We start from the raw sequence: 21,565 nt of genomic DNA, 5'->3' as shown, positions 1-21,565 counted from the left end.
TGCCACGGGCTGCCAGCCCGAGGCTCCAGCCGCGACGCTAACGGCGGTTTCCGTAGTTGATGGCCATCGTGCCCATCATCAGGTCTTCGTAACCGCACTCCACGAACCCGGCCGCTTCCATCCTGCGGACCATCTCCCTCTGGTCCGGGAACCTCCTCAGCGACTCGGGGATGTACACGTAGGACTCGGGATCGCGGTGGAGCGCCCAACCCGCGATGCGAGTCGAGGCGTCGAGATATCCGAGGTAGATGCGGCGCAGCGCCGCGGAGCGAGGGTGGCCGAAGTCGAGTGAGATCAGCCGGCCGCCCGGGCGCAGGCAGCGGAAGCTCTCGGCCAAAGCGGAGTCCAGGCCGGCGAAGTTCCTCAGTCCGTAGCCGACGACGACACGGTCGAACGCGCCATCGGGAAAGGGCAGACGGAGCGCATCGGCCCCGATCCAGCCGGCGAGGTCGGGGCCCGGGCGTCCGCGCCCCACCCTCATCATCTCCGGCGTGAGATCCGCGGCCACGACGTGGATCTCGAACGCCTCGCGCGCGGCCCGATCCAGCGCTCCCCGGGCGAGGTCTCCGGTGCCGGCCGCGAGATCGAGGACGCGGTGGTCCGGGCGCAGGTCGGCCCGTGCGAGCAGCCGGCGCTTCCAGCGGCGGTGGAGACCCAGCGACATGAGATCGTTGGTGAGGTCGTAACGGCCGGCCACGCCGGCGAACAGTCGGCGCACGTAGCGTCGTTTGTCCGCCGGCCGTTCGATCTGGCCGGAGATGCGTCGATTGAGCTTCAACGGGCGCGGCTCCTCCCGGTGCGGGCCGCCGCGGCCGACTCGCTCAGCGCCGCGGCCCGGGGATGAGCCGCCACATTAACGCTGGTCGTCCTCCTCTGCTGCCGTTCCGAGCAGATCCAGGTCGCGCACGGCCTCCACGAGTCGGATGAACTCGCCGCGATAGCCCCGCCGGTCGTCGCCCCGTCCCCTCTCCGCCATTGCGATGACATCGTCCGGCGTGAGCCCTCCGGCGTGGGGCGAGTCGCGCAGCAGCATGCCGAACCCCGCCACGGCCGCGGCGAAGCGGAAACTCCGCGAGGGCGACCGGGCGCGGTCCGCGACCGCGTGCGCCAGGAGCCTGCTCTGGGAACCGTCCGGATCCTTGTAACGGATCTTCACGTAGAGCAGTTCGTCCTCGAACGCAGCGGGGGGCGCTTCAGCCGGGGGCGCTTCAACCGGGGGCCGCGGCTCGGCCGTCGGCTGGTAGCGCAGCGGATCCACGGTGCGGGGGATTGGGAGACCTGCTGGCACGACCTCGTACAGCGCGGTCACCGTGTGGCCGGCCCCGAGTTCGCCCGCGTCCTTCGTGTCGTCGTTGAAGTCCTCGTCGGCGAGCAACCGGTTCTCGTACCCGATCAGCCGGTATGCGGCGGCGCGCGCGGGGTTGAACTCCACCTGCAGCTTCACGTCCTTCGCGACCGTGAAGAGCGTCCCTCCCATCTCCTCCACGAGCACCTTGCGGGCTTCGAGGAGGCCATCCACGTAGTGGAAGTTGCCGTTCCCGTGGTCCGCGATCTGCTCCATCTTCGAATCCTTCAGGTTGCCGGTGCCGAAGCCGAGGACCGTGAGGAAGATCCCGCCCTCCCGTTCCTTCTCGATGAGGCGCACCATCTCGGCGTCGCTGGAGGCGCCGACGTTGAAGTCGCCGTCCGTCGCGAGAATGACGCGGTTGTTGCCGTCCTCGACGAAGTGCTCCCGCGCGACCTCGTAGGCGAGCGCGATCCCGGCGCCGCCCGCCGTGCTTCCGCCCGGCTGCAGCCGCTCCACCGCGGACAGGATCCGGGCGCGCCGATTCCCCGGCGTCGGAGGAAGCACGAGCCCCGCCGCGCCGGCGTAGACGACGATCGCGACCCGGTCCTGCGGTCGGAGCTGTTCGGCGAGCAGGGCGAAGGCCTTCTTCAGCAGCGGGAGCTTGTCGGGCGACGACATCGACCCCGACACGTCGAGCAGGAAGACCAGGTTGCTCGGCGGCAGGTCCTCCGTGTCGATGGAGGGCGCGCGGAGTCCGATGCGAACGAGCCGGTGCTCCGGCTTCCAGGGCGCGTCCCACACCTCCGTGAGGAGTTGGAACGGGTGGTCGCCGGCTGCCGAGTTCCGCCCGCCGGGTGCCGTGTCCCGCTCGGAGTCCCACTCGTACGGGAAGTAGTTGATCATCTCCTCGATCCGGACCGCGTCGACGGGCGGCCGCTCCCCCGCCTGGATGAAGCGTCGGACGTTCGCATACGACGCACGGTCCACATCGATCGAGAAGGTGGAGAGGGGTGACGCGCCGACGCTCCGGAAACCGTTCTCCTCGATCCGGGCGTACGACTCGGTGTTGAAGTCGGCGTACGCGCGCATGACCGAGGTGGCCGCAAGGCCGCGCGCGGCGCGCTCGACCACGTACGGGACCACCTGCGGGGTCTCGCCGGCCACGCCCGTCACGGTGAGATCGTGCCGTCGCACCGCTGTCTGCTCGACGGAAAAATCCAGCGTCACCGTCTCGCCTGCCGTCACGGTGATCGACTTGCTCGTCTCCCTGTAGCCGATCAACCGGACTGTGACGACCCGCTCCCCGGCGGGCACGCCCGAAAGCGAATAGCCGCCATCCGCGTCGGTCAGCGTGCCGATCGTCGTCCCGGCCACGAAGACCTGCGCTCCCGCGACCCCGACGCCGGCCGTCGCATCGAGCACCGTCCCCCGCACGGCGCCCGTCTCCGACTGGGCGTGCGCCGGGGCCGGGCCCGCGATCATGAGCGTGAGCGCCAACAGGACGCCGATTCGCTGCCGGATTCTGCGTACGTTCAGGGTTGCCATGGTCGCGTCGCCTCCTGTCCAGTGCCGTAGCCAGGGCTGAAACCGAGGCCGAAGCGCGTTCCCTCGTTCCGGTTCCATCCGACTTCCGGGAGCGGCAGCGCCCCCGCGATACACCCGTAGACGCCGCGAACCGGGAAAGGGTTACATCGCCGTTCGCCGCAGAGCCGATGGTTCCGCCCGGACTGGCACGTCTCCGGAGGATGGTATACCATGTATACATGCCTCTGCCCCGTCCCCTCTGCACGCGTGTCTCACGCGAGGTCGAGTCGGAACTCGAACGCGTGTTCCTCGAGCAGCAATGGACGCCCTCGGAAGGACTCAGAAACATCCTGATGGAGTGGCTCGCCGCGCAGAGATTCCCGCAGATCGAGTTCCGGGAGACGCGGGCGGGCAGGCGCGCAGCGCTCCGCGGCGGGCCGGAGGTATGGGAGATCGCCGCGGCGGCGGGACCCGGCCGGGCGATGAGCGCCGCCGTGGGCCAGCGCTTCGCCGGGACGCGGACGGAGGCCCTCGAGGAAGCCCTAGCCTACGCCAAGGAATACGCCGACCAGATCGACCCCATCATCGCCCGCGAGGAGCGCCTCGCCCGCTAGCGACACCCCGCTAGACCTTCGTCAGGGCCTCCAGGAGGACGCGGGCCTTGTGGCGGGTCTCTTCCCACTCGCGCGCGGGTTCGGAGTCGTAGACGATCCCGGCCCCGGCCTGCGCGTACACGCGGTCCCCGACGGAGAGCAGCGTGCGGATCACGATGGCCATGTCGAGGCTCGTCGCGCCGTATCCGACGTAGCCCGCCGCCCCGCCGTACGGTCCTCGCCGCGTCGGTTCGAGTTCATCGACGATCTCCATCGCGCGCACCTTCGGGGCGCCGGTGAGCGTGCCGGCGGGGAAGCAGGCCTTGAAGGCATCGACGGCGTCGGCTCCGTCCTTCAGCGACCCGGCCACCTCGCTCACGAGGTGCATGACGTGGCTGTAGCGCTCGACCTCCATGAAGCGCGACACCTCGACGGAGCCGGGACGGGCGACCCGGCTCACATCGTTGCGGCCGAGATCCACCAGCATGAGGTGTTCCGCCCGCTCCTTCTCGTCGGCGAGCAGCTCGCGCGCGTGCCGTTCGTCCTCGCACGGCGTGGCTCCGCGCGGACGCGTTCCGGCGATCGGGCGCACGGTCACGATCCCGTCTTCCACCCGGACGAGTGTCTCGGGGGACGACCCGATGAGGCGCATGCCGTCCAATTCAATGAAGAAGAGGTAGGGGGATGGATTGCTGCGGCGGAGGGCGCGGTAGAGTTCCAGCGGATCGCCCTCGTAACGGGCGCCGGCGCGCTGCGAGACGACGACCTGGTAGGCATCTCCCGCCACGATGTACTCGCGGATGCGCTCGACGGCCGCCTCGTAATCGTCCCGCGAGCGGTTTCCGGCCACGTTCGGCGTGCTCGCCTCCCCGCCGTTGCCGAGCGGCCCCAGCCCGTGCGGTCTCTCCAGGCCGCGCACCCAGTCGGCGAGTCGGTCCACGGCGTCCCCGTACAGCTCGGCCGGGTCGTCGTCGGGCGTGACCGGCACGGCCGCCACGGCGAAGGCCCGGGAATACAGGTTGTCGACGATGAGCATGCGCTCCGTCGCCATGAAGCAGGCGTCCGGCACGCCGAGGTCGTCCGGCGGCGCGTCGGGCAGCCGCTCGATCCAGCGCACCGTGTCGTAGCCGAAGAATCCGACGGCCCCGCCCCAGAACCGCGGCAGGGAGGAGAGTTCGACCGGTTCGTATCGGGTGATCCAGGCCTCGAAGGCGCCGAAGGGGTCGCTCGTGGTCTCGGGCTCGCCCCAACCCCCCGTAGGCGTCCAGAGCCGGATCTCCGAACCGTCGAGTCGCCACGCTTCCCGGGGCTCGGAGCCGACGAAGCTGAATCGCGCCCAGCGTTCCCCTCCCTCGACCGACTCGAGCAGGAAGGAGAAGGGGCCGCGCCGCAGCTTCGAGAACGCCGTCACTGGAGTGTCCAGATCGAACGGGATTTCGATGGCCACGGGAACCATCCGCCCGGGCTCGGCGAGGCGGGAGAATTCGGTAAAGTCGGGGATGGCGGAGGCGTCGCTCATGCGCCCAAGGTAGCAGCCCGCGGCAGGGGACGGAGATCGGCGGGAACACGCGCCCGAATCACCTTGTCGGGCGTGGGCTTTTCGTCTACTCTCCCAGGTCCGGTTCGATCCGGCGAGGAACGGTTCCCGTCCCCCGACGGGGTTCAGCTCCAACCGCGGGCCGAGGATTGCTCGGCAGCCCAATGAGGAAGCGATGAACACCAGCGATTACATCTCTCAGGTCGACAAGTGGAGCGCCCACAACTACCACCCGCTTCCCGTCGTGCTCGAGCGCGGCGAGGGCGAGTGGGTGTGGGACGTCGAGGGCAGGAAGTACCTCGACATGCTGAGCGCCTATTCCGCGGTGAACCAGGGACACCGTCACCCCCGCATCATCGAGGCGCTGCGCGCGCAGGCGGAGAAGCTCACGCTCACGTCGCGCGCCTTCCACAACGACCGGATGGGTCCGTTCCTCCAGCAACTGTGCGAGATGACGGGGTTCGAGCGCGCGCTGCCGATGAACACCGGCGCCGAGGGCGTGGAGACGGCGATCAAGGCGGCCCGCAAGTGGGGCTACACCGTGAAGGGCGTGGCGGAGGACCGGGCGGAGATCATCGTCTGCGAGCAGAACTTCCACGGCCGGACGACGACCATCGTCGGTTTCTCCTCGGACCAGGGGTCCACCTTCGGGTTCGGTCCCTTCACGCCGGGCTTCGTGCCGATTCCCTACGGCGACGCGGATGCGCTCGAGGCGGCGATCACGCCGAACACCGTCGGCTTCCTCGTCGAGCCCATCCAGGGCGAGGCGGGCGTCGTCGTGCCGCCGGATGGTTTCTATGCGCGGGCGCTGGAGATCTGCCGGGCGAACGACGTCCTCATGATCAACGACGAGATCCAGACGGGCCTCGGGCGGACCGGCAAGCTGTTCTGCGCCGACTGGGAGGCGGACCGAGGCGACATCATGATCGTCGGAAAGGCGCTCGGCGGAGGCGTGTTCCCCGTCTCCGGGATCCTCGCGAACTCCGAGATCATGGACGTCTTCCATCCGGGGGACCACGGCTCGACGTTCGGCGGGAATCCGCTCGCCGCGGCCGTCGGCATGGCGGCGCTGGACGTGATACGGGATGAGGATCTCGCCGGGCGGTCGAACGAACTGGGCTCCTGGTTCAAGCGGGAGCTGGAATCCATCGACTCTCCCCACGTGGATCACGTGCGTGGACGCGGCCTGTTCATCGGCGTCGTGATCCGCGACGAGTCCGGGGATGCCCGTCCGTTCTGCGAGGAACTGCAGGCGCGCGGGATCCTCGCCAAGGAGACGCACGAGCAGGTGATCCGCTTTGCGCCTCCGCTCACGATCGAAAAGGCCAGCCTCGAATGGGCGCTGGAACACATCGCCGAAGTGATTCAGGGGGCGGCGGTCGCCGTCGCCTGAGTAGCGGGTCCGGGCGCCCGGCGCCCGGCCGGGAGTCTCGGCCCCTCGCGGAACCCCGCCCCCGATCGACCGGCCGCGGCGCATCCCCGCCGCGGTCCGGTCGTCCCCCGCGCAACTAATCCTGCGTTGGCTGTGTCACCGTTCTGGAAGCGGAAGAACCGACGTGTACCCGGAGATCCCGGCACGGTGACGGAACCGCAACTCATTCAGCGGCTCAGGGACGGCGACGAGGACGCGGCGCGCGCGTTGTACGACGCGCACGTGGACCGCGTGTTCCGGATATGCTACCGGTTCGCGGGCGAGGACCATCTCGCCGAGGATTTCACGCAGGAGACGTTCGTGCGGGCGTTCACGAAGATCGACACGTTTCGCGGCGAGGCCGCGTTCGGGACGTGGCTGGGATCGATCGCGACGACGGTGTCGCTGAACGGGCTCCGCAAGGTGAAGCGGTTCCGCAGCCGCGAGACCGCGCTGCACGACGACCTCCGCTCGACGGGCGGCCCGAACCGGCTCGAACCCGACGTCAAGGACCGGCTGCACCGCGCGATCGACGAGCTTCCCGCGGGCTATCGAACCGTCTTCCTGCTGCACGACCTCGAGGGCTACACGCACGAGGAGATCGGGGCGATGCTCGGGATCAAGGCCGGGACCTCCAAGTCGCAGCTCTTCCGGGCCCGCAGCCGCCTGCGGGAGAAGCTCGCGGACTTCGCGGGAGAATGGGCATGCTGAAGGATCGCACGGACGACGCGAGCCGCTTCGCCCGGTTCCTCCGCCGGGAGGCGGCGGACTACCACGACCCGCCGGAGCCTCCGGTCGAGGCGATGTGGGCCGGGATCGAGACGCGGCTGGGCGCGCCGCCGGTGTCGGACTCGCCGGAGGCGGCGGACTTGTCGGGCATCGCGGATGCCGTGGACTGCGTCGGCGACGCCGCTGATCGCCCGCTCGAGGTGCTGGGCTACCACGATCCGCCGCCCGCGCCGCGCGAGGCGATGTGGGAACGCATCGAAGCTGAATGGGTCGCGCGGCAGCCCGAAACCCCCGGCGCGCGCGAGGCGACCCGCGGACCGCTCCGGCTCGTCGTGGCCCGGACGCTCGGGCGGCGGCCCGGTCGGACAGCCGCGTGGCTGACGGGAGCCGCCGCCGCTTCGGTCGCGCTCGCCGTGGCGCTCGACGGCGGCCCGCAGCTGGCGGTGCCTGCCGAGCCCGAGACGGTGGCGTCGGCGGCCCCGGCGTCGGTCGGAGCGGCTGCGTCGACCGGGCCGACGGTCGCCGCGACCGACTCCGGGCCCCTCGCGCCGACGGCCGCCGAGGAGGCGCTGGCCCTTTCCGTCGTCGAGGAGCCCCTGGAGACGAACCGGCAGTTCGCGGCGGTCGTGCGCCCGCCGGCAGCCGATCCGGCCCCGGCGGCGGCCCGGCCCGAGGCGGACCCGCCGGTCCGCGCCGCCGTCAGCTCGCCGGCGCAACGGCCTGCCGGCGCCGCGGGGCGCGCCAGCGTCGACGAGTACGACATGGCGGGACACCTCGACCGGGCCCGCACCCTGCTCGTCGCCTTCCGGACGGACATCGGCACCGACGAGTCCCAGGAGGATCTCGCCCGGTGGGCGCGCGAACTGCTCGTGGAGACCCGTTCACGGCTCGCCACGCCCGCCGCCGACGGGCAGCAGGCGCGGACGCTGCTGCAGGATCTCGAGCTCGTCCTCGTGCAGATCGCGCGCCTGGGCCCGGACGCTCCGGACTTCGAGCGCGAACTGGCCCGCGAGAGCATGGAACGGCAGGGGACGCTGCTGCGGCTTCGCTCCGCGAGCGGCACGTGATCCGGATGCAGGCGCGATACAGGACGACGGAGAGCGACCACAGAGTCGACCATAGAGTACGGAGGCATACCATGAGTGACCGCGTGAGACACTTGACCCGGACCGGGCTGCTGCTCGCCGGCCTCGCCATCGTGAACGCCGCGCCCGCGCCCGATGCGCTGCGGGCGTTCGGGGCGGAGAGCCTGGCCGCGCAGACGGTCCAGCAGGAAGAGGTGGCGCGCTTCCTCGAAGCGCGTCGCGCCATCAACGCGGAGGAGTTCGAACGCGCGGTGGCGCTCTTCCAGGCGGTCCGAACCGAGTCCGCGCTCACTACACCCCGGTTCGAGCCCGACTCCTACTACTGGGAAGCGTTCGCCCGCTATCGCCTCGGCGACCTGGCCGAAGCGCGTTTGCTGCTGGAAATACTGATGGTCGGGTTTGACGAAGCGCGACCGGCGAACATGGGCAGGACCGCCGGACGGCTGTACCACGACGCGCGGGCCCTGGACTTCGAGATCAAAAGCCAGCTCGCGTCGAGCGGCGACGCCGGCGATGCGGAGCAGCTGTTGCGCGAGGCCGAGGAGACGCTCGACGTTGCCGCCCCGATACCGGGCTTTCGCGTGATGCCCATGGAGGTGGGGGGGCGCATCCTCTCGCTTCCCGTGTCGACGGCCGACCTGACAGATCTGCCGGATCTGCCGGATCTGCCGGACTCGGTGGCCGCAGAACTGCTGGCCGACGTACAGGGCGAGCCGGACGTACAGGGCGTGGCCGACTACGTCCGGCGGTTGGCGGATCAGGCGGATCCCGTGGCCGACTACGAGCGCCAGGTTGCGGATTACGTGCGCGAGGCTTCGAACCTCCATTGGCAGCGGGTGGAACTCCAAGAGGCCCTGCGCGCCAGGTCACAGGAACAGGAAGCGTGTGAAGACGTGTCGGTGCAGCTGGCGGCGCTCGAGGCCGTGATGCGCTTCGATGACGTCAACCGGGTGCAGGTGCTTCGCGATGTCCTGGCCCGCGAGGATGAGTGCTCGATGCGGCTTCACGATGAGGCGGTTGAGCTCATCGCGAGGGAGGAAACCGAGGAAGCCGAGCGAGTCCTCCTGGGCATCATCGCCAACCATCCGGAACAGTCGGTTCGCAGAAGCGCTCTTCAGGAAATGTGGCGTTTCAACTCCCGGGCCGCGTTCCGGGTGCTCGCGGCAACCCTCCGGGATTCGGATGACGACGCCGAGCAGAGCGACGCGATCAGCGGGCTCCGCAGCAGCCGGTATGCCGTGGACGCGTCGGCGCCGACCGCGATCCAGAACGCTCTCGTCGCCGCGTTCGCCAACCGCTCGAAGTCGGGCCGCATTCGTTACCAGGCGATCAATGCGCTGCGCGACCTCGATCACGTGGAAGGCGGAGTGTTCGTTCGACTCTACGAGCAGCTCGATTCGGACGATCACAAGGTGTCTCTGCTCAGCGCGCTGGCGCGCAAGGTGAGGCAGAAGGAGGACATGCAGACCGCCGAATGGGCGCGCCTGGTCGCGTACGACACGGAGGTGGCCAGCGACGTGCGCGGCGCGGCCTTCAGCGCGTGGGCGGCCCACCCGACGCTGACGGTGGCGTATCTCGCCGACCTGTACGGAGAGCTGTCCGAGGCCTTCCTGAAGCGGCAGGCCATCTACGCGATTTATCAGCGGGCCGGATCCGACCCCACGGTTCCGAGGGTACTGATGGAACTGATCCGCGACGAACCGGATCAGGAAGTGCGGGAGCGCGGCATCTACTGGCTCGGCCGCACCGAATCCGAAGAGGCCGTCGACTTCCTCCTCGAATTGCTGAGTCCCCCGGCGACGGACACCGTACCACGGAATCCCGGCTGAGCCGCGGAAAACCCAATGATCAGAATGTCCAGAGCGATTGCGCTCTCCCTCGCGGTGGGAACTGCGCTATCCTGCGCACGGGAGACGGCACCAGGGGAGACCGGGCTTCGTTTCGCCCCCGAACGCCCGATGGCGGGCGACGAGATTACGGTCACGTATACGCCGATCGGGACGCTTGCCGACGCACCCGAACTTGTGCTGCGTGGCACGTATGGAACCGCCGATGACAAGTCCTGGCGGGTTCGGCTCGAGGAGAGGCTGCTCACGATCCCCACCATGAACCGAGGATCCGGCGGCACTTTTTCTACGCGGTTCACCCTGCCGGAAGCCGCGGTTTACGCCGCCTTCGTTGTGGAGGACGCGACGGGCGAGCGGCTCGACGCGAACAGCGGTCGGCTCTTCGATCTCCTCGTGCACGCACCGGACGACAGGCCACTCTACCACGCGTTCAGGCGCCGGGCCGACGAGTTCGAGGATCGGAACGTGCACACATCGCTGGAGGCGCTTCGCCGTGCAATGGAGTTGTATCCGGACTCGCTCGACGGCTGGAGTGAGCTTCGCTCTTTCGAGAGATCGGCTCTGGGATCGACCACAGGCGACAGCCTCTTCGCGTGGCACCAGGCGCATTTCGCCGAGCTGCACGAACACTACAAGGACCGTAGCGAAGAACTCTCGCTGTCCGCGATCCAGGGGCTTTCCGGCTATGCCGCCGCCGTGCTCCACCAAGAGGGTGGTGCCCACTGGACGTCTATCGCCGAACAGACGGCTGGGACGGACGCCTGGGCCATGGACATCGGATGGAGGACCTTGACGCGATTGGAGACCGACGGAGATACGGCGCTGGCGCTGGCCGAATTCGAGCGTCATTGGCCGGACGCCCAGGGGACAACGAGCCCGTTTGAGGCTTTCGCCTTTGAGCTCGCCATCGCGGCGAGGGACCTCAACGCACTGGACCGATGGGTCGAGCGTTTGTTCCCCTATGGGTTGGTGGGATTGGCGCTGCCCCGAATGATTGCCGTGATCCCTGAGCGTCGCTCACGCGCCGTGGAACTCGCGAGGGTGCGCTATGAGTTGCCGGACCCGGTCCGGCCGCTGGGGCGAACCGCCGACGAGCACGCTCAATCGGTCGCCGTCCAGCGCGGTGCCCTGTTGAAGGACTACGCCAGGTTTCTCAACGAATTCGCGAGCCCGGACGCGGCCATGGGAATCGTCGAGGAGGCGACGACCCGGTCAGCGAGCCCGGATTTGTTCGAGATCCTCGGCGAGTTGAAGCTGAATGCCGGCGACGTGGAGGGCGCTGCGCGTGCCTACGCGGCGTTGGCCTCCGACCCGATCACGTCCCCGGAAGAGGCCGACTCGCTCGCCATGCTGGTCGGTCACGACCCCGACGGCCCCGAATGGCGCGACCTGCTCGACGCCGGGACCGTTCAGGTGTTGCCCAATGTCCTGTCCGCTGCCGTGGAGTGGACCCCCGGCGACGCTCAGGTAACCGATGCGGGCGGAAACCGGCACACACTGGCCGACCTGACCGCCGGAAAACCCACTGTGGTCATCTTCTGGGCCCGGTGGTGTCCGCCGTGCGTCCAGAAGATCCCGGACGTGGTGCGTCTTCAGGAGACGATGGAGCGCCTGGGCGCACGGGTGCTGTCTATCGCCTGGCGGGATCCGGCGGGGGTGGAGATGGATGCGTTCATTGAGGAGCGCGGGATCACGTATCCCGTCTACTACGATCTTGAGGACGACGCGACGGACGCGTTCGGCGTGTACGCGATCCAAGCCAACTTCGTCCTCGACGCCCAAGGCCGCGTCCGCTTCGAGCGCTCCGCACTCGTTGACATCCCGCGGCAAGTGGGCGTCTTGAACTCAGAACCCTGAGGGGAACTCCACGCGTCATGCGAGACCATAGGCGTCGCCGCCATCCGAGAATCCGCGGCTCCCGGGTCCCGGGGCCCTGGCCACTCCTCTCTCGGCCTGCGAGCGCGCCGGGTCCGATCTCACCGCCCCGGCCGGCCACCACGGGGTGCCTCGCAACCGGCATCCTCGCGCTGGCCCTTCCCGCCGTGGGGTGCGAGGGCACCGTCGAGAACGGCGACCGGGGGCTCGTGGCGGCGATCCGTGACAGCGCCGGCGTCAGCATCGTGGAGAACCCGGCGCCCGCGCTGGACACGCGGCTGCCGTGGACGTTCGGCGCGGAGCCGTCCCTTTCGATCGGCGCCGTTGACGGCGGCGGAGCCGACCAGTTGTTCCGCGTCACCGACGCCACCCGGCTCGCGGAGGGCCGGATCGTCATCGCCAACTCGGGCAGCAACGAACTCAGAATCTTCAACGCGGACGGCTCCCACTCCGCGACGGCGGGAGGCCGGGGCGAGGGCCCGGGGGAGTTCGTCAGCTACAGCCCGAGCGCCGTGGCCTCGTGGCCCGGCGACTCGATCGCCGCCGTGAATCCCTGGGGCACCCGCCTGTCGTTGTTCGATGCGGAGGGGAACCACGGTCGTGACGTATCCCTCGACCCCACCATGCTCAACGTCGTGGACCTGCTCCCGGACGGGAAGATCTTCACCCGCGGTAGCGGAGGTGGCCTCAACATGGACATGACAGGGTCCTCGGGCCTCGTCCGCTCCAGCGCGGAATGGGGAATCCTGGACGAACACGGCGCGCGGTTCGCTTCGCTCGGCGAATTTCCGGGAAGCGAGTTCTACGCCATCTTCGAGGCGGACGGCAGCCTCCAGGGCGGCATGCCTCACCCCTTCGGTCGCGGCACCACGGGGGCCGTGTGGGAAGAACTCGCCGCGATCGGCGTGCAGGACAGCTACGAGATCAAGGCCTTCGCCTCCGATGGGTCGCTGGTCAGGGTGGTACGCTGCGACGGTGACCTGGAGCGCCCCACGCAGGCCGATCTGGACGAGTACTACGCCCAGCGCTACGCGGATCTCCCCGACGAGGACCGACGCAGCAGCCTCGATGCCGTGCGGGACATGCCGCTGGTGGAGTCGTATCCCGCCTTCGAGGAGGTTCTGTCGGACCGTGCCGGCTATCTCTGGGTGCGGGCGTACGAAGCCGCCGTGTGGACCGTCTTCGACGCGGAGGGACGGGTCCAGGGCCTGGTCGAGACCCCGGCCGGCCTCCGCATCTTCGAGATCGGCGAGGACTACCTGCTGGGATGGGTATCCGACGAGTTGGGTGTCGAATACGTCCAGCTCTGGTCGTTGTCGCGGGAGCCCGCCTCCTGACTCGCCGTCGGTGGAGCGCGGGCCGGCCGACCCCATGGCGCGCGGGCGCTTTCGTTCCACTCTCGGTCGTGCTCGCCGTGCAAGCCTGCGATTCGGCGGGGGCGCCGGCGGGCACGCTGCACTCGGACTCGGCCGGCGTGGCCATCGCCACGGCCGTCGAGCCGGCGTGGGGCCCGGGCGAGGGCTGGACCGTGGGCGAGCCGCCGCTGCTCGAGATCGGGACCGCGACCGGAGATCCCGACTACGAACTCGACGGCGTGGTCGGCGCGGTCCGCCTCGGCTCCGGCGACATCGTTCTCGGGGACGGGGGCTCCGGCGAACTCCGCCGCTACGATGCCGCGGGAACCTTCGTGTGGCGCGCGGCCGGAGAAGGCGAAGGGCCCGGCGAACACCGGTTCCTCTCCTTCCTCGGCGTGCTCGCCGGCGACTCGCTCGTCACGTACGACCTCGCGCTCGGGCGCGTGCAGATCTTCGACGCGGCGGGCGAACTCGTCCGCACGCTCCCCGTCGAATCGCCTTGGAGCGGATCCATGCCGCAGCGCGCGCTCGGCGTCTCGGGTCGCGATCTCGTCATGGCCTTCACGGACAATACCGAGATGCCGGAGGGAGGGGTCGTGCGATGGCCCGCCGTCAGAGTCGCGACCTTCGACCTGGCCGACGGCGCGATCCGGGCGGTCTCGGACTTCCCCGGCGCGGAGCAGGTGATCGCGCGGTACGGCGAGAACGTCGCCTACATCGGCTACGACTTCGGGAAAGGGCCGCGGTTCGCTGTCACTCCCGGGACGCTCGCGGCAGTCGATACGGAGGCGTTCCACATACGGTCGATCTCCCTCGAGGACGGCGGGACGAGGCGGATCCTCAGTCGCGACATCGCCCCGGTCCCCGTCACGGACGCCCACGTGGACGCGGAGATCGAGGAGTACATTGAGACGAACGTCATGTACGGCGGCGTCTCGCGCGAGCAGGCGGAGGGAATGGGGCGTCGTCGCCGCGACGATCCGAGGGCTCCGACGCTCCCCGTGCTGCGGTCCATCCGCCTGGATGAGACGGGGAGTCTGTGGGTGGAGCCGTTCTTCGGCGCGGGGATCGAAGTGGCGCCGTTCGAGGTCTTCGCCGCGGACGGCACCTGGCTGGGCAGCGTCTCCGTCCCGGCAGGGTTGAACCGGGGGTTCATCGCGAGCATGGCCCCCGGCCTCGAGATCGGCGACGACTACCTGCTCGGCGTATGGAGCGACAGCCGGGGCGTCGAATACGTCCGCCTCTATTCCCTGGAGAAGTCATGACCATCCGCGTTCCGCGCGGCCGCGCGGGCGCGTGCCTTCCACTCCTGGTCATCGCCGTGGCGTGCGGTTCGGGTGAAGCCACAGACGAGGCCGTCTTCACGCCCGAGTTGATCGGCACGGCCGCCGTGCCCCTGAGCGAGAGCGAGGAAGTCGCGCTGCTCGCAGACGAGCGAACCGCCTGCGTCATCGACTCCTACGAAGGGCAGGTCCGCTGCGTGGCGGGTGAAGGCGGCGTCGTGGGAGTCTTCGGGCGCGAGGGCGAAGGTCCCGGGGAGTTCGGCGATCCCACGTCTCTCGCTCGCGGAGAGGCGGGAACGGTCGGCGTGGTGGATTCCGACCTGGGCCGCTTCACGGTCTTCGAGCCATCGGGCGTCTACGTGTCGGATGTGCTGCTCCCGGATGTATTCCAGCCCTTCCCATCGTTCGGCACCGCGATTTCAGGCGTGTCGCTGGACTACATGGTGATGCTCGGCCGGATGTCCGGATCGCTGATGACCCGGTACGAGGTGGACCTCGCCTCCGGGGAGACGGTGGGGCAGGAAGAGTCGCCGCCCGGTCCGTGGGGCATCGAGTGCGGGCAGATCATCCATGGTATCCCGGACCCGGCCGGGGGCTGGGCGTTCGTGGCCTGCGAAGGGCATCTGGTCTTCGTCGGCGACGCCGGCGACGCCACGGTGCTCCGCGCACCGACTTACGTCCCGGAACTCCCGAACGAGCGGGACCTGGCCCGGCGGGAAGAGGAACTCCTGGCCCTCAACAGATCGCAGGGTCTCCCGCGCACGCCCGCCATCGACGAGGGGTTGGAGAGGTATAGCGCCACTCCGAAGCACTACTATCTGTCCGCGGGCGAGCATCTCTTCGACGCCGCCAACCGCTACTGGGTCGCCACGGGCCGCGACCAGCACGAATGGTCTTGGCTGGACGTGTACGACGACGCCGAATACGTCGGGTCGGTGCGGGTCCGGGACCGGCTCAGGGCCTTCGACCTCCTGGGGTCGACTCTGGTCGTGCTCGTCGATCGGCAGGTGGGGCCGGACGATGGCGACGGGATTCCGGACCGAGCCCTCGACTGGTACGACATCGCGAACCTGCCCTTCGCCCGGTGACGCGCCGCGTACTCACGCCGAGCCGCGTACTGATTCTGGCGGCGGCCCTCGCTGCCTGCGGGGGCGACGCCGGGCCCGCCGGCGAGATCCAGGTCCAGATCCGGGACAGCACGGGCGTGCGGATCGTCGAGTACGCAGGTGTGCCGGAGGTCGAGGCTCCCTTCACCCTCGCGGCCGAGCCGCTGTACCGGCACGGAGCCAACCCCGGCGACTACGAGTTTCAGTTCGTCGACGCCGGCCGGCTCTTGCCGGATGGAAGCGCGGTCGTTGCCTGGTACAGCGAAGTGATCGTCCTGAGTCCGGACGGCGCGACGCACGAGGTGCTCGCCAGGGCAGGAGAGGGACCGGGCGAAGTCATCTCCCCCTACGCGGTGTTCGTCCTGGGCCAGGACAGCGTCCTTGTGCCTGATGATCGTCAGTCCCGCCTCACGCTCTTCGTCGGCGATTCGGTCGCGCGCATCGTGAACCTCCCGCGGGCAGCGCACTTCGGTGTGGCGGGGATCGGTTCATCCGGCGAGCTGATGATGATGGACCGATACCCCCACCGTCTCTGGATCGACATAGAGGAGGAGTGGCTCGCCGGGCACATGACCCTGTTCGATATCGAAACCGGCGCCCTCGACACGGTGGCGTCGTACGACCACTACCCGCGACAGCGGTCGGAGCAGCCGCGTCTGATCATCCGGCCCATCGGCGAGGTCGCGGTCGCGGCGGGGCGGTTCGTCCATACGAGGTCCGACAGGCCCGAGATCGCCTGGCGCCTGCCGGACGGCAGGGTAACCCAGATCGTGCGCTGGCGTCCCGAGCCCAACCTGCTGGCCGAGGAACTCCTGGAGCACGGCGAGGCCTATAATCGAGCGTTGGGCCGGAGGCACTACGGAGTGTCCGATGCCCGGCTCGAGGAGATCATTCAGGAAGACATGGACCGGTATCGCGCCATGATCGGCCAGCCGATTCCGTTCTTCAGTACCCCCTTCGCCGACGCGGACGGCAACATATGGCTGCCCTCCTACCGGCCCGCCTACCCGGAAGAGGGGTCCCCGTACACCGTCATTTCCCCGGACGGAGAGTGGCTGGGACAGGTCGAGACGCCGCCGAGGTTCCAGATCCTCGACGTGACCGGAGCCCTCGTCCTCGGCGTGCTGAGGGACGACCTCGACATACAAAACGTCGTCGTGTACGAACTGGCAGAGCGACCTCGACAGTAGGCAAAGCCGGCCGGCGTCACTTGACGATCGCCTCGGCCTGAGCGCGGAAACCGGCGACGCCCCGGTCGAGTACTGCCGGCAGCGGCGAGTGTTTCTCCAGGGTCGCCGCCAATTCGGGGTTGATCCAGGCTATGGTCTCGAGGATCTCTCGATGGCTTCGGTCGAGCTTCCGGTCCCAAACGGCTTCGTGGTGAGAAACGCGGTTGCGTAGTTCGCGGAGTGGATTCAGGGCGTGGAAGATCTGGCTTCGTGTGCGCCTGGCGTTGGGCGGATGCGGGAATCCCCTCGTCGCCAACTCGGGCCAGAGGCGCGGCCCACCCGTGCGCCCCTGTTCATATGACCGTTTGCACAGGCTCACCCAGAAACCAAACCCCAGGACCGAGACAAGCCGGCCCTCGGTCAGCGGACTCCTCCGTCCCAAGATCGTTGCTTTCGCCTTCTCGACGGCGTCACGCTCGGGTTCGGCAAGCAGCGAAGGTCGAGCATCGAGCCAACACGGAACCTTGTCATGACTGAGCTTGGTCTCATCGATGATCTTTCTGGAGATGTCGAAAAGGCGGTTCCGGACGGTAATTTCAAGGGTATGAAGCGCCGGTTGGAGGGCGCTGCACCGCGCCAGATTCCACAGATACCTGGCCACGCAGTCGATCTCGTCGGTGTCCTCAGGGAGAGCGTAGGCACTCAGCCGCTCCGCTGAAAGCGCACTTCGAAGGCCTTCGATGGGTAGCATAGCAACTCCGCAGGTTGCGGTTTGGCTGAGAGTTGACGATCCTACAAGTGTATGCCTCAGGTCGTCCTCTACTGCAAAAGGCCTTCGGGTGCAGCAAGACGCTGGGGTAAGGGCCCCGAGGGCGCTTCTCGTCCTCGGGGCTCTTGCGTTCCGGCAAAGGGGGGCGCTGTCCCGGGCGTCCACCTGGCGGGGTAGCTCGACCTCCGCACAACCAACCCGCCGCTGATCGTGTCCCCGGTTCGGTACGATGGAACCGAGCCAATAGGGGAGAGTCATGGACGGGAGAACTCTGACGGCCCTCCTCGCGGGTATGGTGGGGTTGGCGTGTGCGGGTGGTGGTGACGGCGGTGGGGATGGCCGCGGAAGCCCGAGAAGCGTCGTCAGGGACAGCGCCGGGGTCACGATCGTCGAGAACGAGCGGCCTCCGCTCGATTCGCGACTGGGATGGCGGGTAGGGGAGGCACCGGCCGTGACGATCGGGTCCCCGGCGGGAGATCCGGCGTACGAACTCTTCCGCGCCTACGACGCGATGCGGCTTTCCGACGGGCGGATCGTGGTCGCCAACGCGGGTTCCGGCGAACTCCGCGTCTTCGACTCCGACGGCGTCCACCTCGAGTCGTGGGGAGGCCAGGGCGACGGTCCGGGCGAATTCGGCGCCATGGCTCCGGCGAGTCTGGAGCGGTGGGCGGGCGATTCGCTGATGGCCAGGGAGCCGTTCCAGCGCCGGCTGTCCGTCTTCTCCGCGCGCGGAACGTTCGGTCGCGCCTTCAGGCTGCAGGGCCGCTACGAGAGCGCGGTCGGCCAGCTTCCGGACGGGAGGATCCTGGCCCAGACCCTCACGTCGTACTCGGGCGGCACGCCGGGCACGTCGGAACTCACGCGCCCGGACCTCGAATACGGGATTCTGGAGGCGGACGGGAGCGTACACCGGGACCTGGGCGCGTACCCCGGATCGGAACTGTACGTCGCCACTACCGCCGAGAGGACGTTTCCCCGGGCCTACCCGTTCGCTCGCCGCGCGTTCGCGTTCGCATGGGGTGACCTGATCGTCATCACCACGAACGACCGCTATGAGATCCGCGGATATCGCGCGGACGGGTCGCTGGCGAGGATCGTCCGTCGCGACCACGAGGCCCGCGCTCCAACCCGGGCCGACCTGCGTGACTACGTCGTCCGCCAGAACCCCGACCGGCCCGAGGCGCTCGACGCGGTTGCGGGCATGCCGCTCGTCGAGGCGTTCCCCGCCTTCAACGGGGTGTTCGTCGACCGTCTCGGGCACCTTTGGGTCGAGGAATACCGGCTTCCCGGGGAAGAGCACCGGCTGTGGACCGTGTTCGACCCGGAGGGACGCGTCCTCGGCCTGGTCGAGATGCCCGGGAGCTTCGACGTCACGGAGATTGGCGAGGACTACATCCTCGGCACGCGGGACGACGAACTCGACATCGAGTACGTGGAGTCCTGGACCCTCGACCGATCCGGTTCGTGAAGCCCCGAATCCCGGTCGCGGTCGCGCTGTTGGGGGGAGTCGCCGCGTGTGTCGATAGCGGTGCCCCGGCTCCGCCTCCCGAAATTCCGGTCTTCGAGGGCATGATCGACCTTGAGATCGGCGAGATCGAGGGGGAGGATCCCTACCTGTTCACGACCATCGGCTCCGTCGTGGAGGACGACCGCGGACGGGTGATCGTGGCGGACTATCAGACGCACGAGGTGCGGGTGTTCGACCCGGACGGCCGCTTCGCCTTCCGCTTCGGCGGCCAGGGGGAGGGGCCCGGCGAACTGACGAATCCCTGCTGCATGACCTTCGGGCCCGAAGGCCTCCTGTGGGTACGGGAGAGCGTCCGCTACAGCGCGTTCAGACTCGACGACGACGGCGCGGAGTACGCGCGCGGGCTCAGGAGCATGAACGCCTCCTTCAACCTGATCGCTCCGGTCACCTTCGACGCGGAGGGCCGGCTCGTCGATCTCGGGATGGCGGCCGGCGACACCCGGTTCACGCGTTTCCACTTGGGGCCGGGCCTGGCGGTGGATACGGTCCCGATGGCGACGGAAGAGGAGCAGGCCACCGGCTTCAGCCCGGTCGACATCAGAGTGGGGGACCAGGCCGCCACATTCTTCCTCTACCAGCCCTTCGGCCCGCTGTGGATCCACGGGCACGGGACGGGCGGCTGGTGGGCCACGGCGGTCAGTTCCGCGTATGCGGTCACGCTGCACCATCCCGATGGGAGCGCGTCGCTGATCCAGGCGCCGCTGCAGGGACCAGAGTTGAGCCCGGACGAACGCCAGGGCGCGCAGGCCCGGATCGACCAGGAGAAGGAGAGATTCGACCTGCGGGACCACCCGCACGGGATCCCGGACCGCAAGCCGGTACTCGCCGAACTCTTCTTCGATCGCGGCGGCCGGCTGTGGGTGGAGAAGACGGGGGTCGATGGGCAGGAGATGCGCGAGGCCGACGTCTACCGCGCGCGCACGCTGGTGGCGCGATACCGCTGGCCGCGCCGCGTCAGCCACCTCGGCTCCCCCTGGGTCACCGAGTCGACCCTCTACGGCACGACGCGCGACTCTCTCGATGTCTGGCGCGCCGCACGCGTCCGCTTCACCCGGGTCCCATAGCGGGAGGGGGAGAGACCAATGGACAACTTCCGGAGGATCACGATCCTGGCTGTCGCCGTCCTGTGCCTCGCCTGCGACGCATCGACCGGTGCTCGCGCCCAGGACTTCGTGGTGCGCGACAGCGCGGGCGTCGAGATCGTCGAGAACCGCGGAGACATCCCGGAGTTCGACCTGCCGCCTCGGCCCAACTTGCGCCTGGGCATGCAAGACGGTCCGCCCGAATACCAGATGTTCCGAATTGTCGACGCCCTCGAACTGGATGACGGCTCCGTCGTGGTCGTGAGCCAGGTCGAGCCGCTCATCCGTGTGTTCGCCCCGGACGGCGGCATTCTCCGCTCCTTCGGATCCCTGGGGCAGGGACCGCGGGAAATCGGCCTGCCGCAGCGCGTCTGGAGCGCGGGGGCGGATTCCCTCGTGATCCATGACTGGAGGAATCGAAGGCTCGCCTACTGGACCGCCGGTGGCGGTTTCCTCTCGGTCAGCCCGATGCGCCCGCTCCCGGCCGCCCCGCTGCCCGGAGGGCGCTTCGGCGACGGGAGCGTGCTCGTCACGAGCCTCCTGATGACCCGCTCGGAAGACTTCACCTGGTCGCCGCTCATCGGGCTTCGCTTCGCCGGCTCCGGAGTGCTCCGGGACACGGTGTTCAACGTCCCGGGCTGGCGTCTCGGCCCGGTGGACATCGGGGGAGAGACGGTCCTTCTCGCGCGGCATTTCGAAGGGCTCGCCGGCGCGACCGCCCTCGACGACGCCATCGCGCTGGCGATGGGCGACGCGTACGAGGTCCGCATCCTCGATCCCGACGGCCGACTGGCCCGGCTGGTCCGCTGGGCGGGGCGCGACCGCACCGTCACCGAGGCGCACGTGGCGGCGGCACGCGAGGAGGCGGTCCGGAGCGCGACCAACGAGGAGCAGCGGCGGCAGGCGCTCAGGTTCTTCGACGCGGCGCCGGTCGCCGAACAGTTCGGTACGGTCTCCGGGCTTCGCGCGGCCCCGGACGGCGGCTTCTGGGTGGAGGAGTGGCGCCGCCCCGGGGACCCGGAGGGACAGCGCTGGCTCGCATTCGACGCCGACGGGCGTCTCCGCGGGCGCGGCGCCCTCCCCGCGAGCGCCAGGCTGACCCGCGTCGGTGAGCGACACTTGATCGTCATCGAGCAGGACGAACTCGACATCGAGTACGTGTCGCTCTACCCTCTCCCACCGGAGGTCGCCACGAGCTCGGAGGACCGATGAACGGACACGGGCGCGCGAAGGTTCTCCGTCTTCGAAATCGGCCCTGACTACCTCCAGGGCGGCGCAACGACGAACTCGGAATCGAGTACGTCCAACTGTGGCAGTTCGACCGATCCGACCCCTGACGGCCCGGCAGCCGCTCGCTCCCATCCGACCCGCCGGCTAGTTTCGG

The 21,565-nt window shown here is 69.0% G+C and carries 17 protein-coding genes; 13 read left to right on the top strand and 4 right to left on the bottom strand.

Annotated elements, in window-relative coordinates:
• Nucleotides 1-37 precede the first annotated feature (37 nt).
• Together ACQY5G_RS03170 and ACQY5G_RS03165 are read right to left on the bottom strand one after the other, a co-directional pair.
• Nucleotides 38-778 (bottom strand): ubiquinone/menaquinone biosynthesis methyltransferase, encoded by a 741-nt coding sequence (locus tag ACQY5G_RS03170; protein WP_428276920.1) that lies wholly within the window; start codon nucleotides 776-778, stop codon nucleotides 38-40.
• Between the two features lie 75 nt (nucleotides 779-853).
• Nucleotides 854-2,833 (bottom strand): YfbK domain-containing protein, encoded by a 1,980-nt coding sequence (locus ACQY5G_RS03165; protein WP_428276918.1) that lies wholly within the window; start codon nucleotides 2,831-2,833, stop codon nucleotides 854-856.
• 218 nt (nucleotides 2,834-3,051) lie between these two features.
• Here ACQY5G_RS03165 and ACQY5G_RS03160 point away from each other — a divergent pair, with 218 nt between their 5' ends.
• Nucleotides 3,052-3,426 carry a hypothetical protein gene (locus tag ACQY5G_RS03160; RefSeq protein ID WP_428276917.1) on the top strand — a complete coding sequence of 125 codons (375 nt, stop codon included), beginning with the start codon at nucleotides 3,052-3,054 and terminating at the stop codon, nucleotides 3,424-3,426.
• Between the two features lie 10 nt (nucleotides 3,427-3,436).
• Here the strand turns inward: ACQY5G_RS03160 and ACQY5G_RS03155 are convergent, their stop codons facing one another.
• A complete protein-coding gene (locus ACQY5G_RS03155) occupies nucleotides 3,437-4,924 on the bottom strand; it encodes an anthranilate synthase component I family protein (RefSeq protein ID WP_428276915.1) in 1,488 nt (495 codons plus the stop codon).
• Between the two features lie 193 nt (nucleotides 4,925-5,117).
• Here ACQY5G_RS03155 and rocD point away from each other — a divergent pair, with 193 nt between their 5' ends.
• From rocD to ACQY5G_RS03110, 9 genes are all read left to right on the top strand, one after another.
• Nucleotides 5,118-6,335 carry an ornithine--oxo-acid transaminase gene (gene rocD, locus ACQY5G_RS03150; RefSeq protein ID WP_428276913.1) on the top strand — a complete coding sequence of 406 codons (1,218 nt, stop codon included), beginning with the start codon at nucleotides 5,118-5,120 and terminating at the stop codon, nucleotides 6,333-6,335.
• Between the two features lie 186 nt (nucleotides 6,336-6,521).
• A complete protein-coding gene (locus ACQY5G_RS03145; RefSeq protein WP_428276911.1) occupies nucleotides 6,522-7,064 on the top strand; it encodes an RNA polymerase sigma factor in 543 nt (180 codons plus the stop codon).
• A complete protein-coding gene (locus ACQY5G_RS03140) occupies nucleotides 7,058-8,149 on the top strand; it encodes a hypothetical protein (RefSeq protein WP_428276909.1) in 1,092 nt (363 codons plus the stop codon). Before ACQY5G_RS03145 ends, ACQY5G_RS03140 begins: the two co-directional genes overlap by 7 nt.
• Nucleotides 8,150-8,220: 71 nt before the next feature.
• Complete coding sequence (locus ACQY5G_RS03135; RefSeq protein WP_428276907.1) at nucleotides 8,221-9,996, top strand: hypothetical protein; 1,776 nt, start codon at nucleotides 8,221-8,223, stop codon at nucleotides 9,994-9,996.
• A 129-nt stretch (nucleotides 9,997-10,125) separates the two neighbouring features.
• Nucleotides 10,126-11,871: a peroxiredoxin family protein gene (locus ACQY5G_RS03130; protein ID WP_428276905.1), complete on the top strand. Its 1,746-nt coding sequence runs from the start codon at nucleotides 10,126-10,128 to the stop codon at nucleotides 11,869-11,871.
• A gap of 185 nt (nucleotides 11,872-12,056) precedes the next feature.
• Complete coding sequence (locus ACQY5G_RS03125; protein ID WP_428276903.1) at nucleotides 12,057-13,226, top strand: 6-bladed beta-propeller; 1,170 nt, start codon at nucleotides 12,057-12,059, stop codon at nucleotides 13,224-13,226.
• 77 nt (nucleotides 13,227-13,303) lie between these two features.
• Entirely contained in the window at nucleotides 13,304-14,509 is a 1,206-nt protein-coding gene (locus ACQY5G_RS03120; RefSeq protein WP_428276901.1) for a hypothetical protein, read from the top strand.
• Nucleotides 14,506-15,615 (top strand): hypothetical protein, encoded by a 1,110-nt coding sequence (locus ACQY5G_RS03115; protein WP_428276899.1) that lies wholly within the window; start codon nucleotides 14,506-14,508, stop codon nucleotides 15,613-15,615. Before ACQY5G_RS03120 ends, ACQY5G_RS03115 begins: the two co-directional genes overlap by 4 nt.
• On the top strand, nucleotides 15,612-16,823 hold the full coding sequence (locus tag ACQY5G_RS03110) for a hypothetical protein (RefSeq protein ID WP_428276897.1): 1,212 nt from the start codon (nucleotides 15,612-15,614) through the stop codon (nucleotides 16,821-16,823). The genes ACQY5G_RS03115 and ACQY5G_RS03110 overlap by 4 nt, the downstream gene beginning before the upstream one ends.
• 16 nt (nucleotides 16,824-16,839) lie before the next feature.
• On the opposite strand, the gene ACQY5G_RS03105 is transcribed toward ACQY5G_RS03110, so the two are convergent.
• Nucleotides 16,840-17,553: a hypothetical protein gene (locus ACQY5G_RS03105; RefSeq protein WP_428276896.1), complete on the bottom strand. Its 714-nt coding sequence runs from the start codon at nucleotides 17,551-17,553 to the stop codon at nucleotides 16,840-16,842.
• A 274-nt stretch (nucleotides 17,554-17,827) separates the two neighbouring features.
• Between ACQY5G_RS03105 and ACQY5G_RS03100 the strand changes: the two genes are divergently transcribed.
• From ACQY5G_RS03100 to ACQY5G_RS03090, 3 genes are all read left to right on the top strand, one after another.
• On the top strand, nucleotides 17,828-19,039 hold the full coding sequence (locus tag ACQY5G_RS03100) for a hypothetical protein (RefSeq protein ID WP_428276894.1): 1,212 nt from the start codon (nucleotides 17,828-17,830) through the stop codon (nucleotides 19,037-19,039).
• Nucleotides 19,040-19,140: 101 nt separating this feature from the next.
• A complete protein-coding gene (locus ACQY5G_RS03095; protein WP_428276892.1) occupies nucleotides 19,141-20,163 on the top strand; it encodes a 6-bladed beta-propeller in 1,023 nt (340 codons plus the stop codon).
• An 18-nt stretch (nucleotides 20,164-20,181) separates the two neighbouring features.
• Nucleotides 20,182-21,393 carry a hypothetical protein gene (locus ACQY5G_RS03090; protein WP_428276891.1) on the top strand — a complete coding sequence of 404 codons (1,212 nt, stop codon included), beginning with the start codon at nucleotides 20,182-20,184 and terminating at the stop codon, nucleotides 21,391-21,393.
• Nucleotides 21,394-21,565 lie beyond the last annotated feature (172 nt).

The organism is Candidatus Palauibacter sp., assembly GCF_965261555.1.
Taxonomy (GTDB): Bacteria; Gemmatimonadota; Gemmatimonadetes; order Palauibacterales; family Palauibacteraceae; genus Palauibacter.
Note: the sequence above shows the minus strand (reverse complement) of the source record. Positions and strands in the feature narration are given on the sequence as shown.